This is a genomic window from Burkholderia sp. E168m22 (genome assembly GCF_001319805.1).
GTDB classification, from domain to species: Bacteria; Pseudomonadota; Gammaproteobacteria; order Burkholderiales; family Burkholderiaceae; genus Burkholderia; species Burkholderia orbicola.
The window spans coordinates 33,912-55,083 of the sequence record NZ_BBSK01000013.1 but is presented as its reverse complement, the minus strand read 5'-3'; the positions used below and the strand labels follow the sequence as shown (position 1 = coordinate 55,083).

The window sequence follows — 21,172 nt, the reverse complement described above, 5'->3', positions numbered from 1 at the left end:
TTTATCCCTGTTTGACTTTGAGCGGCAGTACGCGGACCGGATCGCCGGCCTTCACGTCGAGCGCGACGGCATCGTCGGCCGACAGCACGAACGCGCCGTTCGCGACCACGCCCGGCGCGACGCCGACGCGGAAATCGCCCAGCGACGTGTTCGACACCAGCGACCGAGGGGCGTCGTCCCGCGCGTCGGGCACGCCGATCGCGACCGGTACGACGACGCTCTCGCGCACCGTGCGCAGGTCGTTGACGTGGCATTCGAGCACGGGGCCCGCGTCGAAGATGTCGACGTGGTTCTGGTAGCGCAGCCCTTCGGCTTCGAGCATCTTGCGGGCCGGCAGCGTGTCGCGGTGCGTGAGCCCGACCGCGTCCTGCGCGTCCTGCGGCAGCAGGTCGACGTATACCGGATAGCGCGGCATCAGTTCCGCGAGGAACGACTTGCGGCCGTGCGAGCTCAGGTAATCGGCCGCGTTGAAGTCGATCTGGTAGAAGTGCGAACCGACCGCGCGCCAGAACGGCGACGTGCCGTCCTCGTCGAAGTGGCCGCGCAGTTCCGCGCAGATGCGTTCCGGAAAGCGGTCGCGGAACTGCGCGATGAACATGAAACGCGAGCGCGACAGCAGGCCGCCGACGCCGCCCGTGCGATAGCGCGGGCTCAGGAACAGCGAGCACACTTCCGCGTAACCCGTCAGGTCGTGCGAGATGTTCAGCGCGGACATCCGCGTCCACACGCCGAGCTCCTGGCTCGCATGCACGACCGTGCTCACGCGGTAGTTGTAGAACGGCTGCTCGAGGCCGACCTGCGTTTCGATCCCGCACACGCCCGCGATGTCGCCCGTCTTCGATTCTTCCATCACGAAGAAGTAGCCGGCTTCGCCCGGCGCGGCCCGGCCTTCGAGCGTGCGGCGCGAGCGTTCGATGCGCGCGGCGAGCGCGTCGCGGTCGGGCTTGAACGTGGTCAGGCCCGGCCCGGTTTCCTGCGCGAGCGACACGAGCGCGTCGACGTCGCCCGTTTGTACGACCCGAACGACGATCATGCTGCGTCTCCCTTCAAATCTTCCTCGTCGCGGCGGTGCAGCGGCACGCAGCGCACGACATCGCCGTCCTTCACGTCGAGCGCCGCGCGCACGTCGCCGGCCAGCGGCGCCTCGGCGCCGCCCGCATCGGCCGTGTCGCCCGGCAGGTCGGCCAGCACGCAGCGGAACGATTCGCCGCTGCCGGTCGACACCATGTACGCGACGTCGCCCTGCTGGTGCGCGGCCTCGCGCACGACGCGCTCCGACGCCTGCTTCACGCACGCGGTACGGTCGACCTGCGCGGTCAGCACCGGGCCCGCGTCGAAGATGTCGACGAAGCGGTCGGGCTCGAAGCCTTCCTCGAGATGGATGTCGTACGCGAGCAACGCCGTTTCGTTCGGCTCGCCGAGCACGCGCTGCGCGGCTTCGGGCAACAGCGGCACGTAGAGCGGATAGGCCGGCATCACTTCCGCGATGAACGTGCGGCTGCGGCCGCCCGACGCGATGTCGACGTCGGTGAAGTCGCGGCCGAAGAACTTGCGGCCCACCGCTTCCCAGAACGGCGATGCGCCGTTGCCGTCGCTCACGCCGAGCAGCAGCGTGAATACTTCCGGCGTGAAGCGGCGGCGGTTCGCGGCGATGTACATCATCCGGGCGCGCGAGATCAGGTGCGCGGCCGCGTCGCCGCGCAGCGACGGATCGACGTAGAAGCCCGCGAGCCGGCTCTTGCCGGTCAGCTCGTGCGACATCGTGAGCGCGTGGATCTTGCGGTTCACGTGCAGCTCGCGCGACGCGTGGATCAGCGCGTCGTTGCGGAACGCGTAGAACGGCTCCGAGTAGCCGGCCGCGGCCACGATGCTCGCCGTGCCGAGCAGCTTGCCGGTCGACGAATCCTCGAGCACGAAGAGGTAGAACTCCTCGCCGGCGAAGTCGACGTCCGCGCGAAACGAATCCTCGGAAAGCGCCACACGCGCTTCGAGCGCCGCGCGGTCGTGCGGCAGCGAGTGCAGGACCGGCTGCGCGGTGCGCGCCATGTGCGCGAGCGCATCGAGATCCGTGAGTTTGCCGGGGCGAACAAATAGCATCGTCGTTCCTGTCTGCGATGGGCGCGCCGATCAGCGCGCGGTGGCTTCCTGGGCCGCGAGCACTTGTTCGACCGCTTTCTCGAAGCGCTTCACGCCTTCGTCGAGCAGGTCGAACGGGATCACCAGCGACGGGACGAAACGCAGCACGTTCGGGCCGGCGATCAGCATGATCAGGCCGTTCTCGGCGGCGGTGGTGACGAAGTCCTTCGCGCGGCCGTCGAATGCGGCGGTGAGTTCCGCGCCGACCAGCAGGCCCTTGCCGCGCACGTCCTTGAAGATGCCGAAGCGCGCGTTGATGCGTTCCAGCGCGCCCTTCAGGCGCACGCTGCGTTCGCGCACGCCTTCGAGCAGCGCCGGGTCGCCGATCAGCTCGACGACCTTGTCCGCGATTGCCGATGCGAGCGGGTTGCCGCCGTACGTCGTGCCGTGCACGCCGACCTTGAAGTGCGCGGCCAGTTCGTTCGTCGTCAGCATCGCGCCGATCGGGAAGCCGTTGCCGAGCGCCTTGGCGGTCGTCAGGATGTCCGGCGTGACGCCCGTGTCCATGTAGGCGTAGAACTGGCCGGTGCGGCCCACGCCCGTTTGCACTTCATCGAAAATCAGCAGTGCGCCGTTGGCGTCGCACGCTTCGCGCAGCGCCTTCAGGAACGCCGGATCGGCGGGGATCACGCCGCCTTCGCCTTGTACCGGCTCGACGATCACGGCGCAGGTTTTCGGGCCGATCGCGGCCTTCGCGGCTTCGATGTCGTTGAACGGCAGGTGCTTGATGCCTTCCGGCACCGGGCCGAAGCCTTCCGAGTACTTCGGCTGACCGCCGACGCTGACCGTGAAGAACGTGCGGCCGTGGAACGACTGCACGAACGACACGATTTCGTACTTATCGGCGCCGTGGCGGTCGAAGGCGACGCGGCGCGCGAGCTTCAGTGCGGCTTCGTTGGCTTCCGCGCCCGAGTTTGCGAAGAACGCGCGATCGGCGAAGGTCAGCGATTCGAGGCGCTTCGCGAGGCGCAGCACCGGTTCGTTCGTGTAGCCGTTGCCGATGTGCCAGAGCTTGCGGCCTTGTTCGTCCAGCACCTTCAGCAGTTCCGGGTGGCCGTGGCCGAGCGACGTGACCGCGATGCCGCACGCGAAATCGATGTACTCGCGGCCGGCCGTGTCCCACACGCGGGAGCCCTCTGCGCGATCCGGCACGAACGGGGCGGGAGAAAATACCGGCACCATCACTTCGTCGAATGTCTGGCGGGTCACGGTCGAGGTCGTCATGGTCGTTCCTTTCGGTTTCGTAAGAGGGTTCAACAGGATCAAGTTTAGGTAAGGGTGACGCAAGCGTCTTGCGGAATTGCGACGGGTTCTATCGGAAGGTTTTGGTTTTGCCCTTTAGGGCCGGGGGGCGGCTACGCCGTGTCGGTATTTTGGGGCTTTTTCTCTCTTGTCTGGGGCTTACTTCCGGTGTCGCGAAGCACCTGCAATCGTGTCGGTCTATTAGCGTCGCCCCTGCGCGGGGCAGCGGTCACTTTTCTTTGTCTTGCCAAAGAAAAGTGACCAAAAGAAAGGCGCGGGGGTGTCAGGATTTCCGTGTTCAAGGCGGGTGGAGCAATTACACGGAAGGCCGAACGAATCGATCTGCGTAAAGGATAGCGAATTGGTTCATGGCCGTCTTCCAGTCATGCGCGGCACTTCCCCAATTCGCGGTGATGTTGCGCAAGGCCAGCCAGATGAGTTTGGTGGCGGCCTCGTCGGTCGGGAAGTGACCACGGGTCTTGATGATCTTGCGCAACTGCGAGTTGATATTTTCAATCGCGTTCGTCGTGTAGATGATCTTGCGCACACCCGGCGGAAACGCAAAGAACGGGATCACGCGATCCCAGGCGTTGCGCCACGCGCTGCTGACGGTCGGGAATCTCTGGCCCCACGGGCCATTCGCAAACGCATCGAGTTCAGCCTGAGCGGCTTCCGCGCTGGGAGCGGCGTAGATCGGTTTGATCGCGGCGGCCAATCCTCGGCGGTCCTTCCAACTGGCGTAATCGAGGCTGTTGCGGATTAAATGGACGATGCAGGTTTGCAGCGTCGTGGCGGGAAACACCACTGCCAGCGCTTCGGGCATGCCCTTCAGACCGTCCGTGACGGCGATCAGGATGTCGTGAACACCGCGCGTCTTCAGATCGTTGAATACCTTCATCCAGAATTTGGCCCCCTCGGTATTCTCGATCCACAGGCCCAGGATCTCCCGCGTGCCATCGGGCAGCACGCCCAGCGCGAGGTACACCGCCTTGTTGCGCACGACGGCGTCTTCGCGAATCTTGACCCGCAGTGCGTCGAAAAACACGACCGGATACATTGGCTCGAGCGGCCGGGCCTGCCAGGCGGTTACTTCGGCCATGACCTCGTCGGTGACCGAGCTGATGAAGTCGGGCGAGACCTCAGTACCGTACTGTTCCAGCAGGAAGCCTTGGATCTCGCGTACGGTCACGCCTCGGGCATACATGGCGACGATCTTGTCGTCGAAGCCCGTGAAGCGCCGTTCGTGCTTGGGAATCAGGATGGGTTCGAAGCTGCCATCGCGGTCACGCGGCACCTCGATACGGATCGGACCGTCTTCGGTCAGAACCGTCTTGGCCCCTTTGCCGTTGCGCTGATTCGTGGCGTTGGACGGCTTGGCAGCACCGGGTGGGTAGCCGAGATGATGGCTCATCTCGCCGCCCAGTGCCCGTTCGATCAGCGCCTTCTTGAGCGCCAGCGTTGCGGCATTGATGGCTTCAGCCGTCATCGGACCGTTGCCGAACTGCTCAAGCAGCCCGGCCGGAATCGCCGGCAGAGCCGCCGGCTGGGCTTTCGGTTTGCGAGGCATAAACTCTCCTTGGGAGCATGTTATGCCTTAAACACAAAATTCCTGACAGGCCCAAAGGCGCTCGGATATCGCATGACCTCCCGGTGCCATCGCCAACAAAGTGGTCCGCACAAAAGTGTCCGCGCCAGTCAGGAATCCGGAGTGGTTCGAGCAATGGTTCTGACACCGCTGCCTACGCAACAGAGCGGTATACCGCCCCCTAGCTCCGTCCTCGCTTCGCTCGGCCGACAGGTCCATCCCCACCAATTCCGACTTCACCTCCCTCGCAAGGGACCCGCCGTACTTTCAATTAACGGAATTCGCTGCTTTGCCCCGCGAGAAAAATGCGGGGCGCAAACATATCGTCGTCACGAAAAATCAATCGTCAAACGATCGGTCACTCAAAGGGGGAACACAGAAAAAGTGCCTGGCTGCCGACATCTGATGGAGGAAGCACGAACGTAACCACCCGCCCTGAAGTACCTTGCAGCCGAGCGCAGCGAGGATGGAGCTAGCGGACGGTATACCACTCCGCGGGGTAGCGAGTGGTGTCAGAACCATTGCTCGAACCACTCCGGATTCCTGACTGGCGCGGACACTTTTGTGCGGACCACTCGGGGCGCCATGGCACCGGTAAGTCATGCGATATCCGAGCGCCTTTCTTTTGGTTACTTTTCTTTGGCAAGACAAAGAAAAGTGACCGCTGCCCCGCGCAGGGGCGACGCTAATAGACCGACACGATCACAGGTGCTTCACGCCAACCGCGAGCAAACCACCAAACAAACCAAACCCAAACCTCAATCTTTCCCGCGCTCGACGAGCGCCCCACCCCGAGGCTCACTGCCCCCGCCGGTCTGCTTCTCGAGCCACGCTCTTCGATCCTCCCGAGGCGTAACCCCAAACCTTTCGCGGTAAGCGTTGGAGAAGTGCGCAGCAGAAGAGAACCCACAAGCGAGAGAAACCTGAACAACCGACTTGCTGGTCCGCTGCAACTGCGTCCGAGCCTTGAGCAACCGAAGATTGAGGTAATACTTGGAGGGCATCGCCCCGAGATACTGCCGAAAGAGCCGCTCCAACTGTCGGCGCGAAACGCCGACCAATCCGGCGATCTCATCGGTAGTAAGCGGATCCTCGACATTGGCTTCCATCAAGAGCAACGCGTCATTCAACCGAGGATGCCGCTCCCCCGGAGCAGTAACAAAAGGAATCCTCTGCCGCTCCTCGCCGCTGCGCAGTGTGCCGGCTCCCAGCGCATCGGCAATCCGCTCCGCGAGATCCGCCCCATGTTCCCGGCCAATCATGGCCAGCATGAAATCGACGGTCGCCTGCCCACCGGCACAGGTCGCCCGATCGCGATCGATCTCGAAGATCTGCTGCGTGACGATCGACCGCTCGAACTGCTCGGCGAACTGCTGATACGTCTCCCAGTTCACGCTCACGCGATACCCGGAAAGCTGGCCCGCCATCGCGAGCCACCACACGCCGTGGTGAATACCCGTCACGACCGGCGTACGCTGCCCGACCCGCGCGAGACTCGCGAGAAACAACCGGTAATCGGCAAACTGCTGAAACCGTTCGGACACGACGATCAACCAGTCGCACGCGATCGCATCGTTGAACGCCGCATCGGCATGCCACTGCGCGCCGCCCGCGAGCGGCACCGGCCGCCCGTCCCACGAACACACCTGCCAGCGGTACAGGAGCCGCCCGTCGATCTCGTTCGCGAGATTCAGCGCATCGACGATCGGCCCCACGCCCGACATCGACACGGGCGGCAATGCAACGATCGCCACCTGCGTCGTGCGGGTGGCGCCTGCGGGACGAGACACCGGTACCACGGTTGAAACCTGCCCTGTCGCGTTACTTGAGGCTGCCCGACAGGAACTGCTTGAGCCGCTCGCTCTGCGGGCGCACCAGCACTTCCTTCGGATCGCCCTCTTCCTCGGTCCGCCCCTGATGCAGGAACATCACGTGGTTCGACACGTTGCGCGCGAAGCCCATCTCGTGCGTGACGACGATCATCGTGCGGCCTTCCTCGGCCAGCTTCTGCATCACCTTCAGCACTTCGCCCACCAGTTCCGGATCGAGCGCGGAGGTCGGCTCGTCGAACAGCATCACGTCCGGATGCATCGCCAGCGCACGGGCGATCGCCACGCGCTGCTGCTGGCCGCCCGACAGATGCGACGGATACTGCTTCTCGACGCGCGGCGGCAAACCGACCTTCTCGAGATACTCGCGTGCACGCTCCTCGGCTTCCTTCTTCGAAATGCCGAGCACGTGCACGGGCGCTTCCATCACGTTCTCGAGCACGTTCATGTGCGCCCACAGGTTGAAGTGCTGGAACACCATCGCAAGCTTCGTGCGAATGCGCTGCAACTGCTTGTGATCGGCGACTTCGAGCGCGCCGGCGCGATCGGTCTTGGTGCGCACGGCCTCGCCGTCGACGACGATCTGCCCCGCATTCGGCCGCTCGAGAAAATTGATGCAGCGCAGGAACGTGCTCTTGCCCGAGCCGCTCGCGCCGATGATGCTGATGACGTCACCAGCCTTCGCGTTCAGCGACACGCCCTTGAGCACCTCGTTGTCGCCATAGCGCTTGTGAATGTCGACCGCGGCCAGCTTGACGGAAGCGGACGCGCTCGTTTGGGTGATCTCGGCCAACTGGCTCTCCTCGAAGTAATTCAATGACGGGCGGCCGCGAGGTACGCGAGCCAGTGGCGCTCCGCGCGGCGAAACGCCGCGACGAGTGCGAACGATACCGCAAGATAGATCAGCGCGGCGATTCCGAACGACTGGAACGCCATGTAGGTCGCGGAATTGGCGTCGCGCGCGACCTTCAGGATGTCCGGCACGGTCGCGGTGAACGCGACCGTCGTCGCGTGCAGCATCAGGATCACCTCGTTGCTGTACAGCGGCAGCGCGCGACGCAGCGCCGACGGCAGGATCACGCGGCGGTACATCGTGAACGGCGACATCCCGTACGCGCGCGCCGCCTCGACCTCGCCGTGCGGAATCGCGCGGATCGCACCGGCGAAGATCTCGGTGGTGTACGCGCAGGTGTTCAGCGCGAACGCAAGAATCGCGCAGTTGAAACCGCTGCGGAAGAACGCGTCGAGCAGCGAGTGCGAACGCACGAACTCGAGGCTGTACATGCCCGTGTACATCAGCAGCAACTGCACGTAGAGCGGCGTGCCGCGGAACACGTACGTGTAGAACCGCACGGGCATCGACACCCACTTGTTCCTCGACACGCGCGCGACCGCGAGCGGCACCGCGCACACGAAGCCGAGCGAAATCGATGCGACGAGCAGCCACAGCGTCACCGCGAGGCCAGACAGGCGCTGGCCGTCCCAGAAAAGGAACGCCTTGCCGAATTCCTGGAGGATCTCGATCATAGTTCTGCGTGCCGCACGCCCATGGAATAACGCTTCTCGAGCTGGATCAGCACGAGGTTGGAGACGGTCGTGATCGCGAGATAGATCAGCGCCGCGACGAGGATGAAGAAGAACATGTTGAACGTGCTCTTGCCGGCGTCCTGCGCGGCCTTCACGACGTCCGCGAGACCGATGATCGACACCAGCGCGGTCGCCTTCACGAGCACCTGCCAGTTGTTGCCGATGCCCGGCAGTGCGAAGCGCATCATCTGCGGAAACATGATCCGCACGAACACACGCGCGCCGCTCATCCCGTAAGCCGAGCCGGCTTCGAGCTGGCCGCGCGGCACCGACAGGAACGCGCCGCGAAACGTCTCGGTGAAGTACGCGCCGTAGATGAAGCCAAGCGTCAGCACGCCGGCCACGAACGGATCGATGTCGATCTGGTTCCAGCCGACGAGGTCGGTGAACTGGTTCAGCCAGATCTGGATGCTGTAGAACAGCAGCAGCATCAGCACGAGATCGGGCACCGAGCGGATCAGCGTCGTATAACCGGTCGCGATCGCTCGCAGCACCCGGTTGTGCGACAGCTTCGCCACCGCGCCGATCAGCCCCAGCGCCACCGCAGTGGCGAGCGACAGCACCGACAGCTCGATGGTCTGCACGGTGCCGGCCCAGAGGACGGGACCAAAGCCGTAAAGGAACACGCGCGTCTCCAGAGTTGAATGAATGCCGACGCGACAGCCTGTCCCGCGCCGGGGTGACGCGGATAGTCGCAAGCGAAATTGATTGCCTCAAATCACCGTGCGCGCGATTGCTGCGTCGCAACAATTCGTCCCACCATTTCTGCGCACGGCCTACACCGCTGTTTCAAAAGGAAAAAACCCGCTTCCTGACAGTCGGATGACGCGCCGGGAAGCGGGTTTTTTGCAATTTTCCGGTCGCTTTTTCGATATAGCGCCGGGCTGGCCGTCCGGCCGAATGGGCAGGTCCAGGCCCACGCCACACAATCGCTCGCTCATGCCCGCGACGCGCTGCGCGACTGGCTGAAGAAACGCCGCGCGTGAACGTCAGCGCCCTTTCAGGATGTCGGAGCGCGAGGTCGTATAAACGAGCCCGTCCGGGCCGAAATGGACGTTGAAGAACGCGTCAGTGTTGACGCCGTCCTCGAGCCAGCGCCAGCTCCAGACCGTCTCGGGCTTCAGCGGATATTGCGCAATGTCGCCGGGCTTGCCGAGCAGCCGCCGCACCTCGTCCTCGTCCATCCCCGGGCGCACTTTCGCGAAATTCTCGGCGGTCAGCACCTGCGTCGCGCCCGTGTAGCGCCCGTTCGCATCGAGATCGACGAACCACGTCTGGTTGCCCATCGGGCCGCGCGGATACTCGAGACGCTTCGAGCCGTCGGTGAACGTGCGCTCGGTCTCGGGCTTGCCCATCGTGCCGCGCACGTCGGCCTCGGTCGATTCGCCGACCTTCAGCCCTTTCAGCAACAGCGGCGCGGGCTTGATCGCGTTGAAGAAGTCCCTGATACGTTGCACGTCGAGATGGCCTTGGTCGTCGCAACCGGTCAGCGCCAGCGCAGCGGCCAGCATCGTCACGGAAAGCAGCCGGAAACGAAAAATCATCGGAAGAGTTGCGCGTCGAGAAAACACGCGGCAAGGATACCCGCGCGACGCCAAAAGCGCGAGACGGGCCGTGCAGCCCGTCCCGTGTTCAATGCGTCGTTTCGGTTTCGGTCCGGGTTTCGGACGCCCGGTTCGCCGGCGGCGCCGTACGCGGCCCGGCCAGCGGTGCGCCCAGCCGGCGGCGCGTGCGCACCAGTTCGGCAAGCTGCCACGAGCCGAGCGCGAGGCAGCCGAACAGCACCTCGCGCCCACGCTTGACCACCGCGAGCGACAGCGCCGTCTCGCGATCGACGCCGAACATCTGCGCGAGCAGCACGACGGTCGCTTCCTGCACGCCAAGCCCGCCCGGCACCATGAACGCCGCATGCCGCACCGCCTGCGTCATCGCCTCGATCGCGATCGCGCCGCCGATCGACACCGGATGGCCGAGCAACGCAAGCGCCCAGTAGATCTCGAGCACACCGAGCACGTAGCCGGCCAGTTGCCAGAAGAAGGCGCTGAACAGCAGGCCCGTGCGCGACATCAGCGAATCGATGTCGGCGTCGAGCCGGCGGCCGTCGACGCCCTGCAGCAGCCGGTGCGAATCGCCGAGCAGGCGGCCCGCGAAACGCTCGATCGCATGGAAGATGCCGCCGCGCCGCATCAGCACCACGCCGAGCACCGGCAACGGCAGCGTCAGCAGCAGCGCGAGGGCGATCGTGCCGCCGCCCATGTTGTCGGTCGTCGCGAGCAGCAGCACGAGGCCGAGCGCCGCGAACGCATACTGGACGACGATCGTCACAAGCACCTCGACGATCACCGACGCGGTCACGCGGCTCGCGTCGGGCACCTGCCAGCGCGCGAGCCGGATGCCGACGATCTCGCCGCCGATCCCCACCACGGGCAGCAGCCGGTTCACGGCCTCGCGCACGGTCGCGATCCACCACAGGAACGGCAGCGAACTGCGCCGGTCGAGCAGCTGGTGCCAGGCATACGCATCGAGCAGCAGCGGCAGCGCGTGGAACGGCACGAGCCACAGCAGCGCATAGCCGGCGCGCGCGAGCATCTGCGACACGTCGCCGACGCCTTCGTGCAGCCCCAGCGCGAGCAGGATGCCGATGCCGATCGGCCAGCCGAGCCACTTGATCCACTTGCTCATGACGGCTGCGCTCCCGGTGCGCGCGACGCGTGCGCGCCGCGTCGGGCCGCAGGCTCGCCGAATACATCGGCAAAGCCGCCGGTCGCGACGCCCGCCGCCTTCAGCGCGGCCGCGACGCGCGGCGACAGCAGCGCATCCAGTTCGTCGACCGGCCGGTAGCCGGCCATCGTCGGCGTGATCGGTCCGTCGCCGGCCTCGGCCGGATGGCAGTAGATCTCGCCGACACCCGACGGCAGCTTCGCGAGCGCATCGAGCAGCACGGCCTCGTCCATCGCGCCCGTGTGCTCGATGCCAACCACGTAGTCGTTGTGCGCGAGCCCCGCGCGGTCGAGCCGCGCGCGCACCAGCGCGATCCACGGCTTGAGCAGCGCCGGCGCGCTCGTTTCGTACGGCAGCCGCACCGCGCGCAGCCCGTAGTCGCGGCCGATCTCGATGATCATCGACAGCACGGTCGGATGCAGGTGGAAATGCTTGTGCGCGTTCACGTGGTCGAGCGGCAGGCCGCTCGCCGCGAACGCGTCGAACTGCGCGCGGATCTCGCGGCGCAACTGTGCGCGCACGTGCGGCAGGAAGAAGAAGCGACAGCCGTCCTTCGCCATCGCGTCGCCGAAGCGCCCGTCGGGCCCGACGAGCGCGGGAATCTCATGCGCGGGCAGCGTGGCCGGCCCGTCCGCGAGCACCAGATGCAGGCCGACCGCGAGCGACGGCAGCCGCCGGGCGCGTTCGATCGCATCCTGCGCGGCGGGGGCGCCGACCATCAGGCTGGCGGCGTTCAGCACGCCGTCGCGGTGCGCGCGCTCGACCGCCGCGTTGACGCGCGGGTGCAGCCCGAAGTCGTCCGCGGTGAAGATCAGCGCCCGCGCCGCCCGCTGCGTCGTCACGGATTACGCCTCGTGCGCGCGCAGGAAGCGGAAGAACTCGACGCCTTCGCGCAGGCGACGCTTCATCATGTCCCAGCTCGTCAGCATCTCGCGCACGATTTCCCAGATCTTCGACGGACGGAAGTAGAACTGGCGATAGAACTGCTCGAGATGGTGATAGATCTCGTCGCGCGACAGGTGCGCATAGCCGATCGCCGCAAGCTGCACGCCTTCCTTGCTGACCAGGTTGATGGTCTTGTTCTCTTCCATCCAGCCGTTTTCCACGGCCTGCTTGTACAGCGTCGTGCCCGGATACGGCGCGGCGAGCGACACCTGGATCGTGTGCGGATTGATTTCCTTCGCGTACTCGATCGTCTTCTTGATGGTTTCCTGCGTCTCGCCCGGCAGGCCGAGGATGAAGGTGCCGTGGATCTTGATGCCGAGCTTCTTGCAGTCCGCGCTGAAGCGGCGCGCGAAATCGGTGCGCACGCCCTTCTTGATGTTCACGAGGATCTGGTCGTCGCCCGATTCGAAGCCGACCAGCAACAGGCGCAGGCCGTTTTCCTTCATGATCTTCAGCGACTTGTACGGCACGTTGGCCTTCGCGTTGCACGACCACGTGATGCCGAGCTTGCCCAGGCCGATGGCGATGGCTTCGGCGCGCGGCAGGTCGTCGGTGAAGGTGTCGTCGTCGAACATCAGTTCCTTCACTTCCGGCATGTTGTCGCGAATCCACTTCGCTTCCGCGAGCACGTTCTCGACCGAGCGCGTGCGGTAGCGATGGCCGCTGACCGTCTGCGGCCACAGGCAGAACGTGCAGCGCGACTTGCAGCCGCGGCCCGTGTAGATCGACACGTACGGGTAGTTCAGGTAGCCGATGAAGTAGTTGTCGATCTTCAGGTCGCGCTTGTAGACGGGCGCGACGAACGGCAGTTCGTCCATGTTCTCGAGGATCGGACGCGCTTCGTTGTGCTCGATCGAGCCGTCCTTCGCGCGCCAGCTCAAGCCCTTGATCTCGGGGAACGGCTTGCCTTCGGCGAGCTCCTTGCAGGTGTAGTCGAATTCCTCGCGGCACACGAAGTCGATCGCCTCGCTCGCCGTGAGCGAGTTGTGCGGATCGACCATCACCTTCGCGCCGACCATGCCGACCAGCATCGACGGCTTCATCTTTTTCAGATCCTGCGCGAACATCGCGTCGGTCGGGAACGACGGCGTGCTCGTGTGGATGATCACGAGATCGTAGTCGTTGGCGATCTTCAGCGTTTCCTCGACCGACAGGCCGTCGGCCGGCGCATCGACGACGCGGCTGCCCGGCACGAGCGCGGCCGGCTGCGCGAGCCAGGTCGGATACCAGAAGGAACGGATTTCGCGCTTCGCCTGATAGCGCGAGCCGGCTCCGCCGTCGAAGCCGTCATACGAAGGGGCCTGCAAGAACAGCGTTTTCATGAATGCTCCGGTAGCCTGCATAGTTTGTTTCGTTACAACGATTCAGTCAAAAAACCGCGGGCCGCCATGCCGGCGCCCGCCTCTCTGTCATGTCGCGCCGCGCGGCTTCGCCGTGCGACGCGTCTCGGCCCGCGGGCCGGGTTCGATCGACGGCCCTAGCGGCCGTCCACTGCTTCCACGGCCGCCGTCGCGCGTTCGCCGCCGACGACCGTCATCCTGGCGCCGCGCCACACGACGTGTGTGCCGAACACGGCCGCGAGCCACTCGAGCGCGAGCAGCGTGTCGCGCACCGCGACGAGCGGCAGGTCGCGCCAGAACGCGCGCCAGCCGTCCTCGCCGCGCGCATGCAGCACGAGCCGGCCGAATGCGCCGACCGCGGCCGCCCCGCCCGCCAGCGTGCCGGCGAAGGTGCCGTCGAGGCGCAGTGCGAGCGCCGCGCCGATCGCGAGCCACGGCACGGTAAACGTAATGAACAGGAACGCGAAGCCGGCCGGGTTCAGCGAACGGATCGTGCGCAGCCAGCGCGTCTCGCGGTGCCACAGCGGCCCGAACGACGGTTCGATCACGTCGGTCGCGACCTCGACCTCCGACAGCACGGTGCGCCGCCCGAGGCGACGCGGCAGTTCGGCCAGCCAGAAATCGTCGGCCAGTTCGTCCTTCAGCGCGACGAGCCCGCCGATCCGGTCGAGCGTGTCGCGCGTGAGCGCGAGCGTCGCGCCGAAGCCGAAGCGGCTCGAGCGGCCGAGGTGCGTGATGCGCACCGACGGCGCGAACCACGCGTCGACGAACTGCGCGCCGATCCGCGTCCAGAAGCCGCCGACGCTGCGCGCATGATACAGGCACGTGACGACCCCCACCGACGGGTCCGCCAGTGGCGCCGTGACACGCTCCAGATAGTCGGGCTGCACCGCGATGTCGCTGTCCGCGATCACGATGCGGCCGTATTTCGCGCGCTCGGCGAGATTGATCAGGTTGCTGACCTTCAGGTTTTTGCCATGCACGCGCGCGTCGATCACGAGCGTGATGTCGCACTCCGGGTGATCGGCGCGCAGCCGCTCGACGACGGCGATGGCCGGATCGGCCGACGATGCGACGCCGAACAGCACCTCGTAGCGAGGATGGCGTTGCGTGCAGAAGGTCGCGAGGTTTTCATACAGGTGCGGCTCCGCGCCGCACAGCGGCTTCAGCACACTGACCGGCTCGAAGCCGTCGCGCAACGCGGTGCGCGGCGTGCGCGGCCGCGGCGCGAAGGCCGCGACGACCGCGTAGCCGGCTGCGGCCAGCGTGAAGACGATCAGCAGCCAGTCGAGCAGCGTTGCGGCGGGCGTCATGCGCGAGGCCTCCCGGCGAACGGGGCGCCATGGCAAACGCTTGAGCGTGATTGAGCGTGATGCGGTATTCCGACAACGACGAACGCGGGCACGACCCGACTCCTTGTTCCAGCACCGTCTGTAATGGGGGAGGCACGACCCGTCGTTCGGGTGCGGCCATGCCCGGCTTCGCGTGGCGTATCCCCGCGCAGCGCCCGGACGGCATGCGGGAAGACTCGAATGGCTCCATCGGCACAAGATGGGCAGGCGCCGGATTTTAGCAGTCCGCGGCCCCCCGCGCGCGGCGCTTCGAGAAACGGACTAGTGCAATTCCGGCAAAGCTGAGCGGTCGACGGACCTGATCGGCCCGGCCACGTTCACGTTAGCGTAAGTACTTTGCAGGCGTATTGCAGTCTTTAAAATCAAACGTTTCGTGCAAATTTGTATGTCGATGCGGTTTCACTTCCAATCGCCGTAAAGTTTGGTAATTAATCAGCGATTAGCTTGATTTTTGCAACGATCGTCGCAAGCAACCCTGCCCCCCTGTAAGGCGCATGGGTATCCGCGCGCCGCCAGCACGTTCCGGAACCCTTTGGCAAAATCCTTGGCATTTGTTGCGTCAGCGCATCACCACGCCACCCCGTTTCGAAGGTCTTCCGATGACACCGTTTTCCGTACTCGATCTCGCCCCCATTCCGGCCGGCGCCGACGCCTCGCAGGCGTTCCGTAACACCGTCGATCTCGCGCAGCATGCGGAACGCTGGGGCTACCAGCGCTACTGGCTGGCCGAGCATCACAACATGCCGGGGATCGCGAGTGCGGCCACCGCCGTCGTGATCGGCCACGTCGCGGGTGCCACCCGGACGATCCGGGTCGGCTCGGGCGGCATCATGCTGCCGAACCATGCGCCGCTCGTGATCGCCGAACAGTTCGGCACGCTCGCGTCGCTGTATCCGGGGCGCATCGACCTCGGCCTCGGCCGCGCGCCCGGCACCGACCAGACCACGTCGCGCGCGCTGCGCCGCGACCTGATCGGCAGTGCCGATTCGTTTCCGGACGACGTCGCGGAGCTGCAGCGCTACTTCGCGGAGCCGGTACCGGGCCAGCGCGTGCGGGCGGTGCCCGGCGCGGGGCTCGACGTCCCGGTGTGGCTGCTCGGTTCGAGCCTGTTCAGCGCGCAGCTCGCGGCGATGCTCGGGCTGCCGTTCGCGTTCGCGTCGCATTTCGCGCCGGACTATTTGATGCGGGCGCTCGAGATCTATCGCGCGCAATACCGGCCGTCGGCCGCGTGGCCGAAACCGCATGCGATGGTGGGCGTCAACGTGTTCGCGGCCGAGACCGACGACGAGGCGCGGCGCCTGTTCACGTCGCTGCAGCAGCAGTTCATCAACCTGCGGCGCGGCACGCCGGGCAAGCTGCCGCCGCCCGTCGACGTGCTCGAGGCGAACGAACTCGAGCTCGCGACCGTCGCGCATTCGCTGTCGTTCGCGGCGGTCGGCTCGCGCGATACGGTGCGCGACAAGCTGCGCGACCGCATCGCGCAGACGGGCGCCGACGAGCTGATCATCACCGCGCAGATCTACGATCATGCCGCGCGGCTGCGCTCGTTCGAACTGACCGCGCAGATCCGCGACGAGCTCGCGAACGAGGCTCGCTGACCGCACGACCGCGCGCGGCCTGCCGTCTGCCCCGCGTCACTGCGGGTGCACGGCCTCCAGCCCGTCGAGCAGCGCCTTGTGGAACGCGTCCGGGTCCTGGATCTGCGGCGCGTGTCCGAGCGCCGGAAATTCGACGAGCTGCGCGCCGGGAATCGCGGCCTGCGTGCGCTTCGCGAGCTCAGGATAGCGGCCGAGCTTCGCGTGCACGTCGGGCGGGGCGACGTCCTTGCCGATCGCGGTCGTATCCTTGTCGCCGATCATCAGCAGCGTCGGCACGCGAATCGCGCCGAATTCGTAGACCACGGGCTGCGTGAGAATCATGTCGTAGATCAGCGCGGAATTCCACGCGACCGCGTCGCGGCCAGCGCCGCGATACATCCCGGCGAGCATCTGCACCCAGCGCTCGTACGACGGCGCCCACTTGCCCGCGTAGTAGGTCGACTGCTCGTAGCGGCGGATGCCGTCGGCGTTGGTCTTCAGTTCGCGCGCATACCAGTAGTCGACCGACAGCGGCGGCACGCCGAGCGCCTTCCAGTCCTCGAGGCCGATCGGATTCACGAGCACGAGCTGGTCGGTCGCCTTCGGATACATCAGCGCATAGCGGATCGCGAGCATCCCGCCCGTCGAGTGGCCGATGATCGTCGCCGACTTCACGCCGACCGATTCGAGCAGCGCGTGCGTGTTGCGTGCGAGTTGCTGGAAGCTGTACTGGTAGCGCTCGGGCTTCGACGACTTGCAGAAGCCGATCTGGTCCGGCGCGATCACGCGATAGCCGGCGCGGCTCAGCACACCGATCGTGTCCTCCCAGGTCGCCGCGCAGAAATTCTTGCCGTGCAGCAGCACGACGGTGCGGCCGTTCGGGTGCGCGGGCTGCACGTCGAGGTACGCCATCTCGAGGGTTTCGCGCTGCGACACGAACGCGTACTCGTGCACGGGCGCCGGATACGCGAATCCTTCCAGGCGCGGGCCGTAAGCGGGCCCGTCGTTGGCGGCGGGCGTGGCGGCAACGGCCGCAACCGGCATCGCGCACGCGGCGGCGGCACTCGCGCCGAGCACGGCGGCACGTGCGACGGACAACATCTTGCAAATCGAAAGCATGGCGATCACGGTGATTGGGGACGCGCGCGGGCAGCCGGGCCGCAGCGGGGCTGTCTCGCGCCCCGCGATTCTACGCGGTCGCGTGACGACGGCGCGCAACACTCCGGGGCCACGCGACTTCCGCGCGGTTGACGAACTCGGGTATCGTGTGACGTGACCCTGAAACGCGTGCAGGCGAATTCCCATGAAAAACGTCCTCAGCATTCAGTCGCACGTCATTTACGGCCATGCCGGCAACAGCGCGGCCGTGTTCCCGATGCAGCGTCTCGGCATCAACGTCTGGCCGCTCAACACCGTCCAGTTGTCGAATCACATGCAGTACGGCCACTGGGCCGGCAGCGCGATCGACGCCGCGAAGATGGAACAGCTCGTCGACGGCATCGCCGCCATCGGCGTGCTCAAGCGGTGCGACGCGGTGCTCTCCGGCTTCCTCGGCTCGCCGCCGCAGGCGCGCGCGGCGGTCGAGATCGTGCGCACGGTGAAGGCGATGAATCCGAACGCGTGGTACTTCTGCGATCCGGCAATGGGCCAGACGGGCGGCATCCGGCCCGAGCCCGGCGTCGAGGAATTCATTGTCCAGGAGGTGCCCGCGCTCGCGGACGGCATGTCGCCGAACCACACCGAACTGCAGAAGCTCGCCGGGCGGCGCATCGAGACCGTCGCCGAAGCCGTCGACGCATGCCGCGCGCTGATCCGCCGCGGCCCGCAGATCATCCTCGTCAAGCACCTGCACGACCGCAACAGTCCGGCCGACCGTTTCAACATGCTCGCCGTCACCGAGACCGAAGCGTGGATCGGCCAGCGGCCGCTGTATGCGTTTCCGCGCCACCCGGTCGGCGTCGGCGACCTGACCAGCGCGATCTTCGTCGCGTGCCGGCTGCGCGGCGACTCGGTGCGCGCCGCGTTCGAGCACACGCTCGCGGCCGTGCACGCGGTCGTGAAGGCCACCTACGACGCGCGACGCTACGAGCTCGAACTCGTCGCCGCGCAGGACGAGATCGCCCGCCCGAGCGAATGGTTCGGCGCGTGGGTGACCGACGCCTGACGCGTCGGCACTGCCCTGCGCTGCTCCAGCGCGCCGCTGTCCCGCTGTCCCGCTGTCCCGCTGTCCCGCTGTCCCGTTGCAGCCGACCTGCTGACGCCGCATCCCGATGCCGGTCCGCTGCCCGTGCAAACGTTTCCGGACTTCACATGAATGACACCGATTCCTCGCTATGCTCGCGGCGGCACGCACCAACGCAGCCGCATCCTGCGACCCGGTGTGCGCCGTTCCCGCAGGTCCCGCCAACCGGCTCCCTCTTTACCCCACGATAACGACCATGACCCGATCGAACCGTCGTGACTTCCTGCGCGTCGCCGCCGGCACTGCCGGCGCCGCCGCGCTGAACCTGTTTCCGCCCGTGATCCGGGATGCGCTCGCGATTCCCGCGAACCGCCGCACCGGCACGATCCGCGACATCGAACACATCGTGATCCTGATGCAGGAAAACCGCTCGTTCGACCACTACTTCGGCACGATGCGCGGTGTCCGCGGCTTCGGTGACCCGCGCCCGTTGCGCCTCGCGAACGGCAAGTCGGTGTTTCACCAGCCGGTCGGCCCGGCCGAACTGCTGCCGTTCCACCCGGGCGCCGACAAGCTCGGCCTGCAGTTCCTGCAGGACCTGCCGCACGGCTGGCAGGACATGCACGCCGCCTGGAACAAGGGCCGCTACGACCAGTGGGTGCCGAACAAGGGCACCACGACGATGGCGTACCTGAAGCGCGACGACATCCCGTTCCACTACCAGCTCGCCGACGCGTTCACGATCTGCGACGCGTACCACTGCGCGATCCCGAGCTCGACCGACCCGAACCGCTACTACATGTGGACGGGCTACGTCGGCAACGACGGCACGGGCGGCGGGCCGGTGCTCGGCAACGAGGAAAAGGGCTACGGCTGGACGACCTATCCGGAAGTGCTCGAACAGGCCGGCGTGTCGTGGAAGATCTACCAGGACGTCGGCACGGGGCTCGACGCGAACGGCTCGTGGGGCTGGACGCAAAACCCGTACATCGGCAACTACGGCGACAACTCGCTGCTCTACTTCAACCAGTACCGCACCGCGCTGCCCGGCACGCCGCTGTACGACAAGGCGCGCACCGGCACCAACATCAGCGCCGGCGGCACGCTGTTCGACGTGCTGCAGCAGGACGTGAAGAACGGCACGCTGCCGCAGGTGTCGTGGATCTGCGCGCCCGAAGCGTATTCCGAGCACCCGAACTGGCCGGCGAACTACGGCGCGTGGTACATCGAGCAGGTGCTGAAGGTGCTGGTGTCGAATCCCGACGTGTGGAGCAAGACCGCGCTGTTCATTACGTACGACGAAAACGACGGCTTCTTCGATCACGTGCCGCCGCCGTTCGCGCCGCAGTCGCGCGAGAACGGGCTGTCGACGGTCGCGACGACCAACGAGGTGTTCGCCGGCGACGCGTCGCACATGGCCGGCCCGTACGGGCTCGGGCCGCGCGTGCCGATGCTGGTCGTGTCGCCGTGGACCAAGGGCGGCTGGGTCTGCTCGCAGACCTTCGATCACACGTCGCTGCTGCAATTCATCGAGGCGCGCTTCGGCGCGCAGTATCCGGTCACGGCCGCCAACGTGTCGCCGTGGCGCCGCGCGGTGTGCGGCGACCTGACGTCGGCGTTCGAGTTCGCGACCGCGGACGCCGCATGGCCGACGCTGCCCGACACCAGCGGCTACGCGCCGCCCGACCGCGTGCGCCATCCCGACTACATCCCGGTGCCGCCGGTGCTGCAGAAGCTGCCGAAACAGGAAGCCGGGCTGCGTCCGGCGCGCGCGCTGCCGTACGAGCTGTTCGTGCACGGCCGCGTCGAAGCCGCCAACGGCCAGTTCCGGCTGACCTTCGCGAACACGGGCCGGGCGGGCGCCGCGTTCCAGGTCCAGTCGCGCAACCGCGTCGACGGCCCGTGGGCGTACACGGTCGAAGCCGGCAAACGTATCGCCGATACGTGGAGCGCCGCCGCATCGCTCGGCCTGTACGACCTCGACGTATACGGCCCGAACGGCTTCTACTGCCATTTCCGCGGCCCGTTCGCGACCGGCGTCGGCAGCGCGAACGTGAACCCCGAGGTGATCTACGGCTACGACGTCGCGAACGGCAACATCACGCTGCGCCTGATGAACCGCGGCCACAAGGCCGTGCGGCTCAAGGTCACGAACGCGTACGGCCACGGTCACGCGCGCACGTTCGACCTCGCGCCGGGCGCGCACGTCGACGATTACTGGGACCTGCGCGGCAGCCACGGCTGGTACGACCTCACCGTCAGCGACGGTCGCCTGCTCGGCTTCCTGCGCCGCTTCGCCGGCCACGTCGAAACGGGCCGCCCGAGCACCAGCGACCCGCTGATCCGCACGACCGCGTCGCACGACGACGCCGAAGCCGCGTCGGACGCCCTGTCCGACTGACGTCGACCCACGCGCGGCGCGGCCCTTCTGACGGGCCGCGCCGCGTTTTTGCCCGCACCGCCCCTCTTCTCTGCGCCCGTTGCGTTCGCGACGGGAAACTCCCGATACCGGCCGCCCGCGCACGCGCGGAAGCTATGCGCAAATCCGCATCGAATGCGCGACAAATTTCCAAGACCCGCGCATATCGGCGACCTATATATCGAAGCAATCGGGGCTCTTCGCGGAGCCTGACGGGAGATGTTTCCGAGGATCACGATGCCGACCTCCCCGCCCGA

General features: G+C 66.3%; 17 protein-coding genes. 3 read left to right on the top strand and 14 right to left on the bottom strand.

The window, feature by feature from the left end; translation table 11 throughout:
• Position 1: 1 nt before the first annotated feature.
• The 13 genes from astA to hpnI form a co-directional block, all read right to left on the bottom strand.
• Positions 2–1,033 (bottom strand): arginine N-succinyltransferase, encoded by a 1,032-nt coding sequence (gene astA, locus AP428_RS03195; protein ID WP_011544987.1) that lies wholly within the window; start codon positions 1,031–1,033, stop codon positions 2–4.
• Positions 1,030–2,097, bottom strand: a complete 1,068-nt coding sequence (gene aruF / locus AP428_RS03190; RefSeq protein ID WP_011544986.1) for an arginine/ornithine succinyltransferase subunit alpha — start codon at positions 2,095–2,097, stop codon at positions 1,030–1,032. Before aruF ends, astA begins: the two co-directional genes overlap by 4 nt.
• 30 nt (positions 2,098–2,127) lie before the next feature.
• On the bottom strand, positions 2,128–3,360 hold the full coding sequence (locus AP428_RS03185; RefSeq protein WP_054927562.1) for an aspartate aminotransferase family protein: 1,233 nt from the start codon (positions 3,358–3,360) through the stop codon (positions 2,128–2,130).
• 334 nt (positions 3,361–3,694) lie between these two features.
• Entirely contained in the window at positions 3,695–4,945 is a 1,251-nt protein-coding gene (locus AP428_RS03180; protein ID WP_054927561.1) for an IS256 family transposase, read from the bottom strand.
• A gap of 776 nt (positions 4,946–5,721) precedes the next feature.
• The gene (locus AP428_RS03175) at positions 5,722–6,762 is read right to left on the bottom strand and encodes a GlxA family transcriptional regulator (protein ID WP_011544983.1); all 1,041 of its coding nucleotides are present in this window, start codon (positions 6,760–6,762) and stop codon (positions 5,722–5,724) included.
• Positions 6,763–6,784: 22 nt separating this feature from the next.
• The gene (locus tag AP428_RS03170; RefSeq protein WP_006488736.1) at positions 6,785–7,585 is read right to left on the bottom strand and encodes an ABC transporter ATP-binding protein; all 801 of its coding nucleotides are present in this window, start codon (positions 7,583–7,585) and stop codon (positions 6,785–6,787) included.
• A 20-nt stretch (positions 7,586–7,605) separates the two neighbouring features.
• Positions 7,606–8,319 carry an ABC transporter permease gene (locus AP428_RS03165; RefSeq protein WP_006476443.1) on the bottom strand — a complete coding sequence of 238 codons (714 nt, stop codon included), beginning with the start codon at positions 8,317–8,319 and terminating at the stop codon, positions 7,606–7,608.
• Positions 8,316–9,005 (bottom strand): ABC transporter permease, encoded by a 690-nt coding sequence (locus AP428_RS03160; RefSeq protein ID WP_011544981.1) that lies wholly within the window; start codon positions 9,003–9,005, stop codon positions 8,316–8,318. The genes AP428_RS03165 and AP428_RS03160 overlap by 4 nt, the downstream gene beginning before the upstream one ends.
• 363 nt (positions 9,006–9,368) lie before the next feature.
• A complete protein-coding gene (locus tag AP428_RS03155; protein ID WP_006488732.1) occupies positions 9,369–9,923 on the bottom strand; it encodes a hypothetical protein in 555 nt (184 codons plus the stop codon).
• Between the two features lie 88 nt (positions 9,924–10,011).
• Positions 10,012–11,061 carry a lysylphosphatidylglycerol synthase domain-containing protein gene (locus AP428_RS03150; RefSeq protein ID WP_054927560.1) on the bottom strand — a complete coding sequence of 350 codons (1,050 nt, stop codon included), beginning with the start codon at positions 11,059–11,061 and terminating at the stop codon, positions 10,012–10,014.
• Complete coding sequence (gene hpnK, locus AP428_RS03145) at positions 11,058–11,942, bottom strand: hopanoid biosynthesis-associated protein HpnK (protein WP_054927559.1); 885 nt, start codon at positions 11,940–11,942, stop codon at positions 11,058–11,060. The genes AP428_RS03150 and hpnK overlap by 4 nt, the downstream gene beginning before the upstream one ends.
• 3 nt (positions 11,943–11,945) lie before the next feature.
• The gene (gene hpnJ / locus AP428_RS03140) at positions 11,946–13,388 is read right to left on the bottom strand and encodes a hopanoid biosynthesis associated radical SAM protein HpnJ (protein WP_374105011.1); all 1,443 of its coding nucleotides are present in this window, start codon (positions 13,386–13,388) and stop codon (positions 11,946–11,948) included.
• 134 nt (positions 13,389–13,522) lie between these two features.
• On the bottom strand, positions 13,523–14,698 hold the full coding sequence (gene hpnI / locus AP428_RS03135; protein ID WP_054927558.1) for a bacteriohopanetetrol glucosamine biosynthesis glycosyltransferase HpnI: 1,176 nt from the start codon (positions 14,696–14,698) through the stop codon (positions 13,523–13,525).
• A gap of 638 nt (positions 14,699–15,336) precedes the next feature.
• Between hpnI and AP428_RS03130 the strand changes: the two genes are divergently transcribed.
• Entirely contained in the window at positions 15,337–16,335 is a 999-nt protein-coding gene (locus AP428_RS03130) for an LLM class flavin-dependent oxidoreductase (protein WP_012328176.1), read from the top strand.
• 36 nt (positions 16,336–16,371) lie between these two features.
• Here the strand turns inward: AP428_RS03130 and AP428_RS03125 are convergent, their stop codons facing one another.
• A complete protein-coding gene (locus AP428_RS03125) occupies positions 16,372–17,433 on the bottom strand; it encodes an alpha/beta fold hydrolase (protein ID WP_027813499.1) in 1,062 nt (353 codons plus the stop codon).
• A 184-nt stretch (positions 17,434–17,617) separates the two neighbouring features.
• On the opposite strand from AP428_RS03125, the gene pdxY reads away from it, so the two are divergent.
• Together pdxY and AP428_RS03115 are read left to right on the top strand one after the other, a co-directional pair.
• Positions 17,618–18,478: a pyridoxal kinase PdxY gene (pdxY, locus tag AP428_RS03120; RefSeq protein ID WP_027813498.1), complete on the top strand. Its 861-nt coding sequence runs from the start codon at positions 17,618–17,620 to the stop codon at positions 18,476–18,478.
• Between the two features lie 274 nt (positions 18,479–18,752).
• Positions 18,753–20,897, top strand: a complete 2,145-nt coding sequence (locus AP428_RS03115; protein ID WP_054927557.1) for a phosphocholine-specific phospholipase C — start codon at positions 18,753–18,755, stop codon at positions 20,895–20,897.
• Positions 20,898–21,172 lie beyond the last annotated feature (275 nt).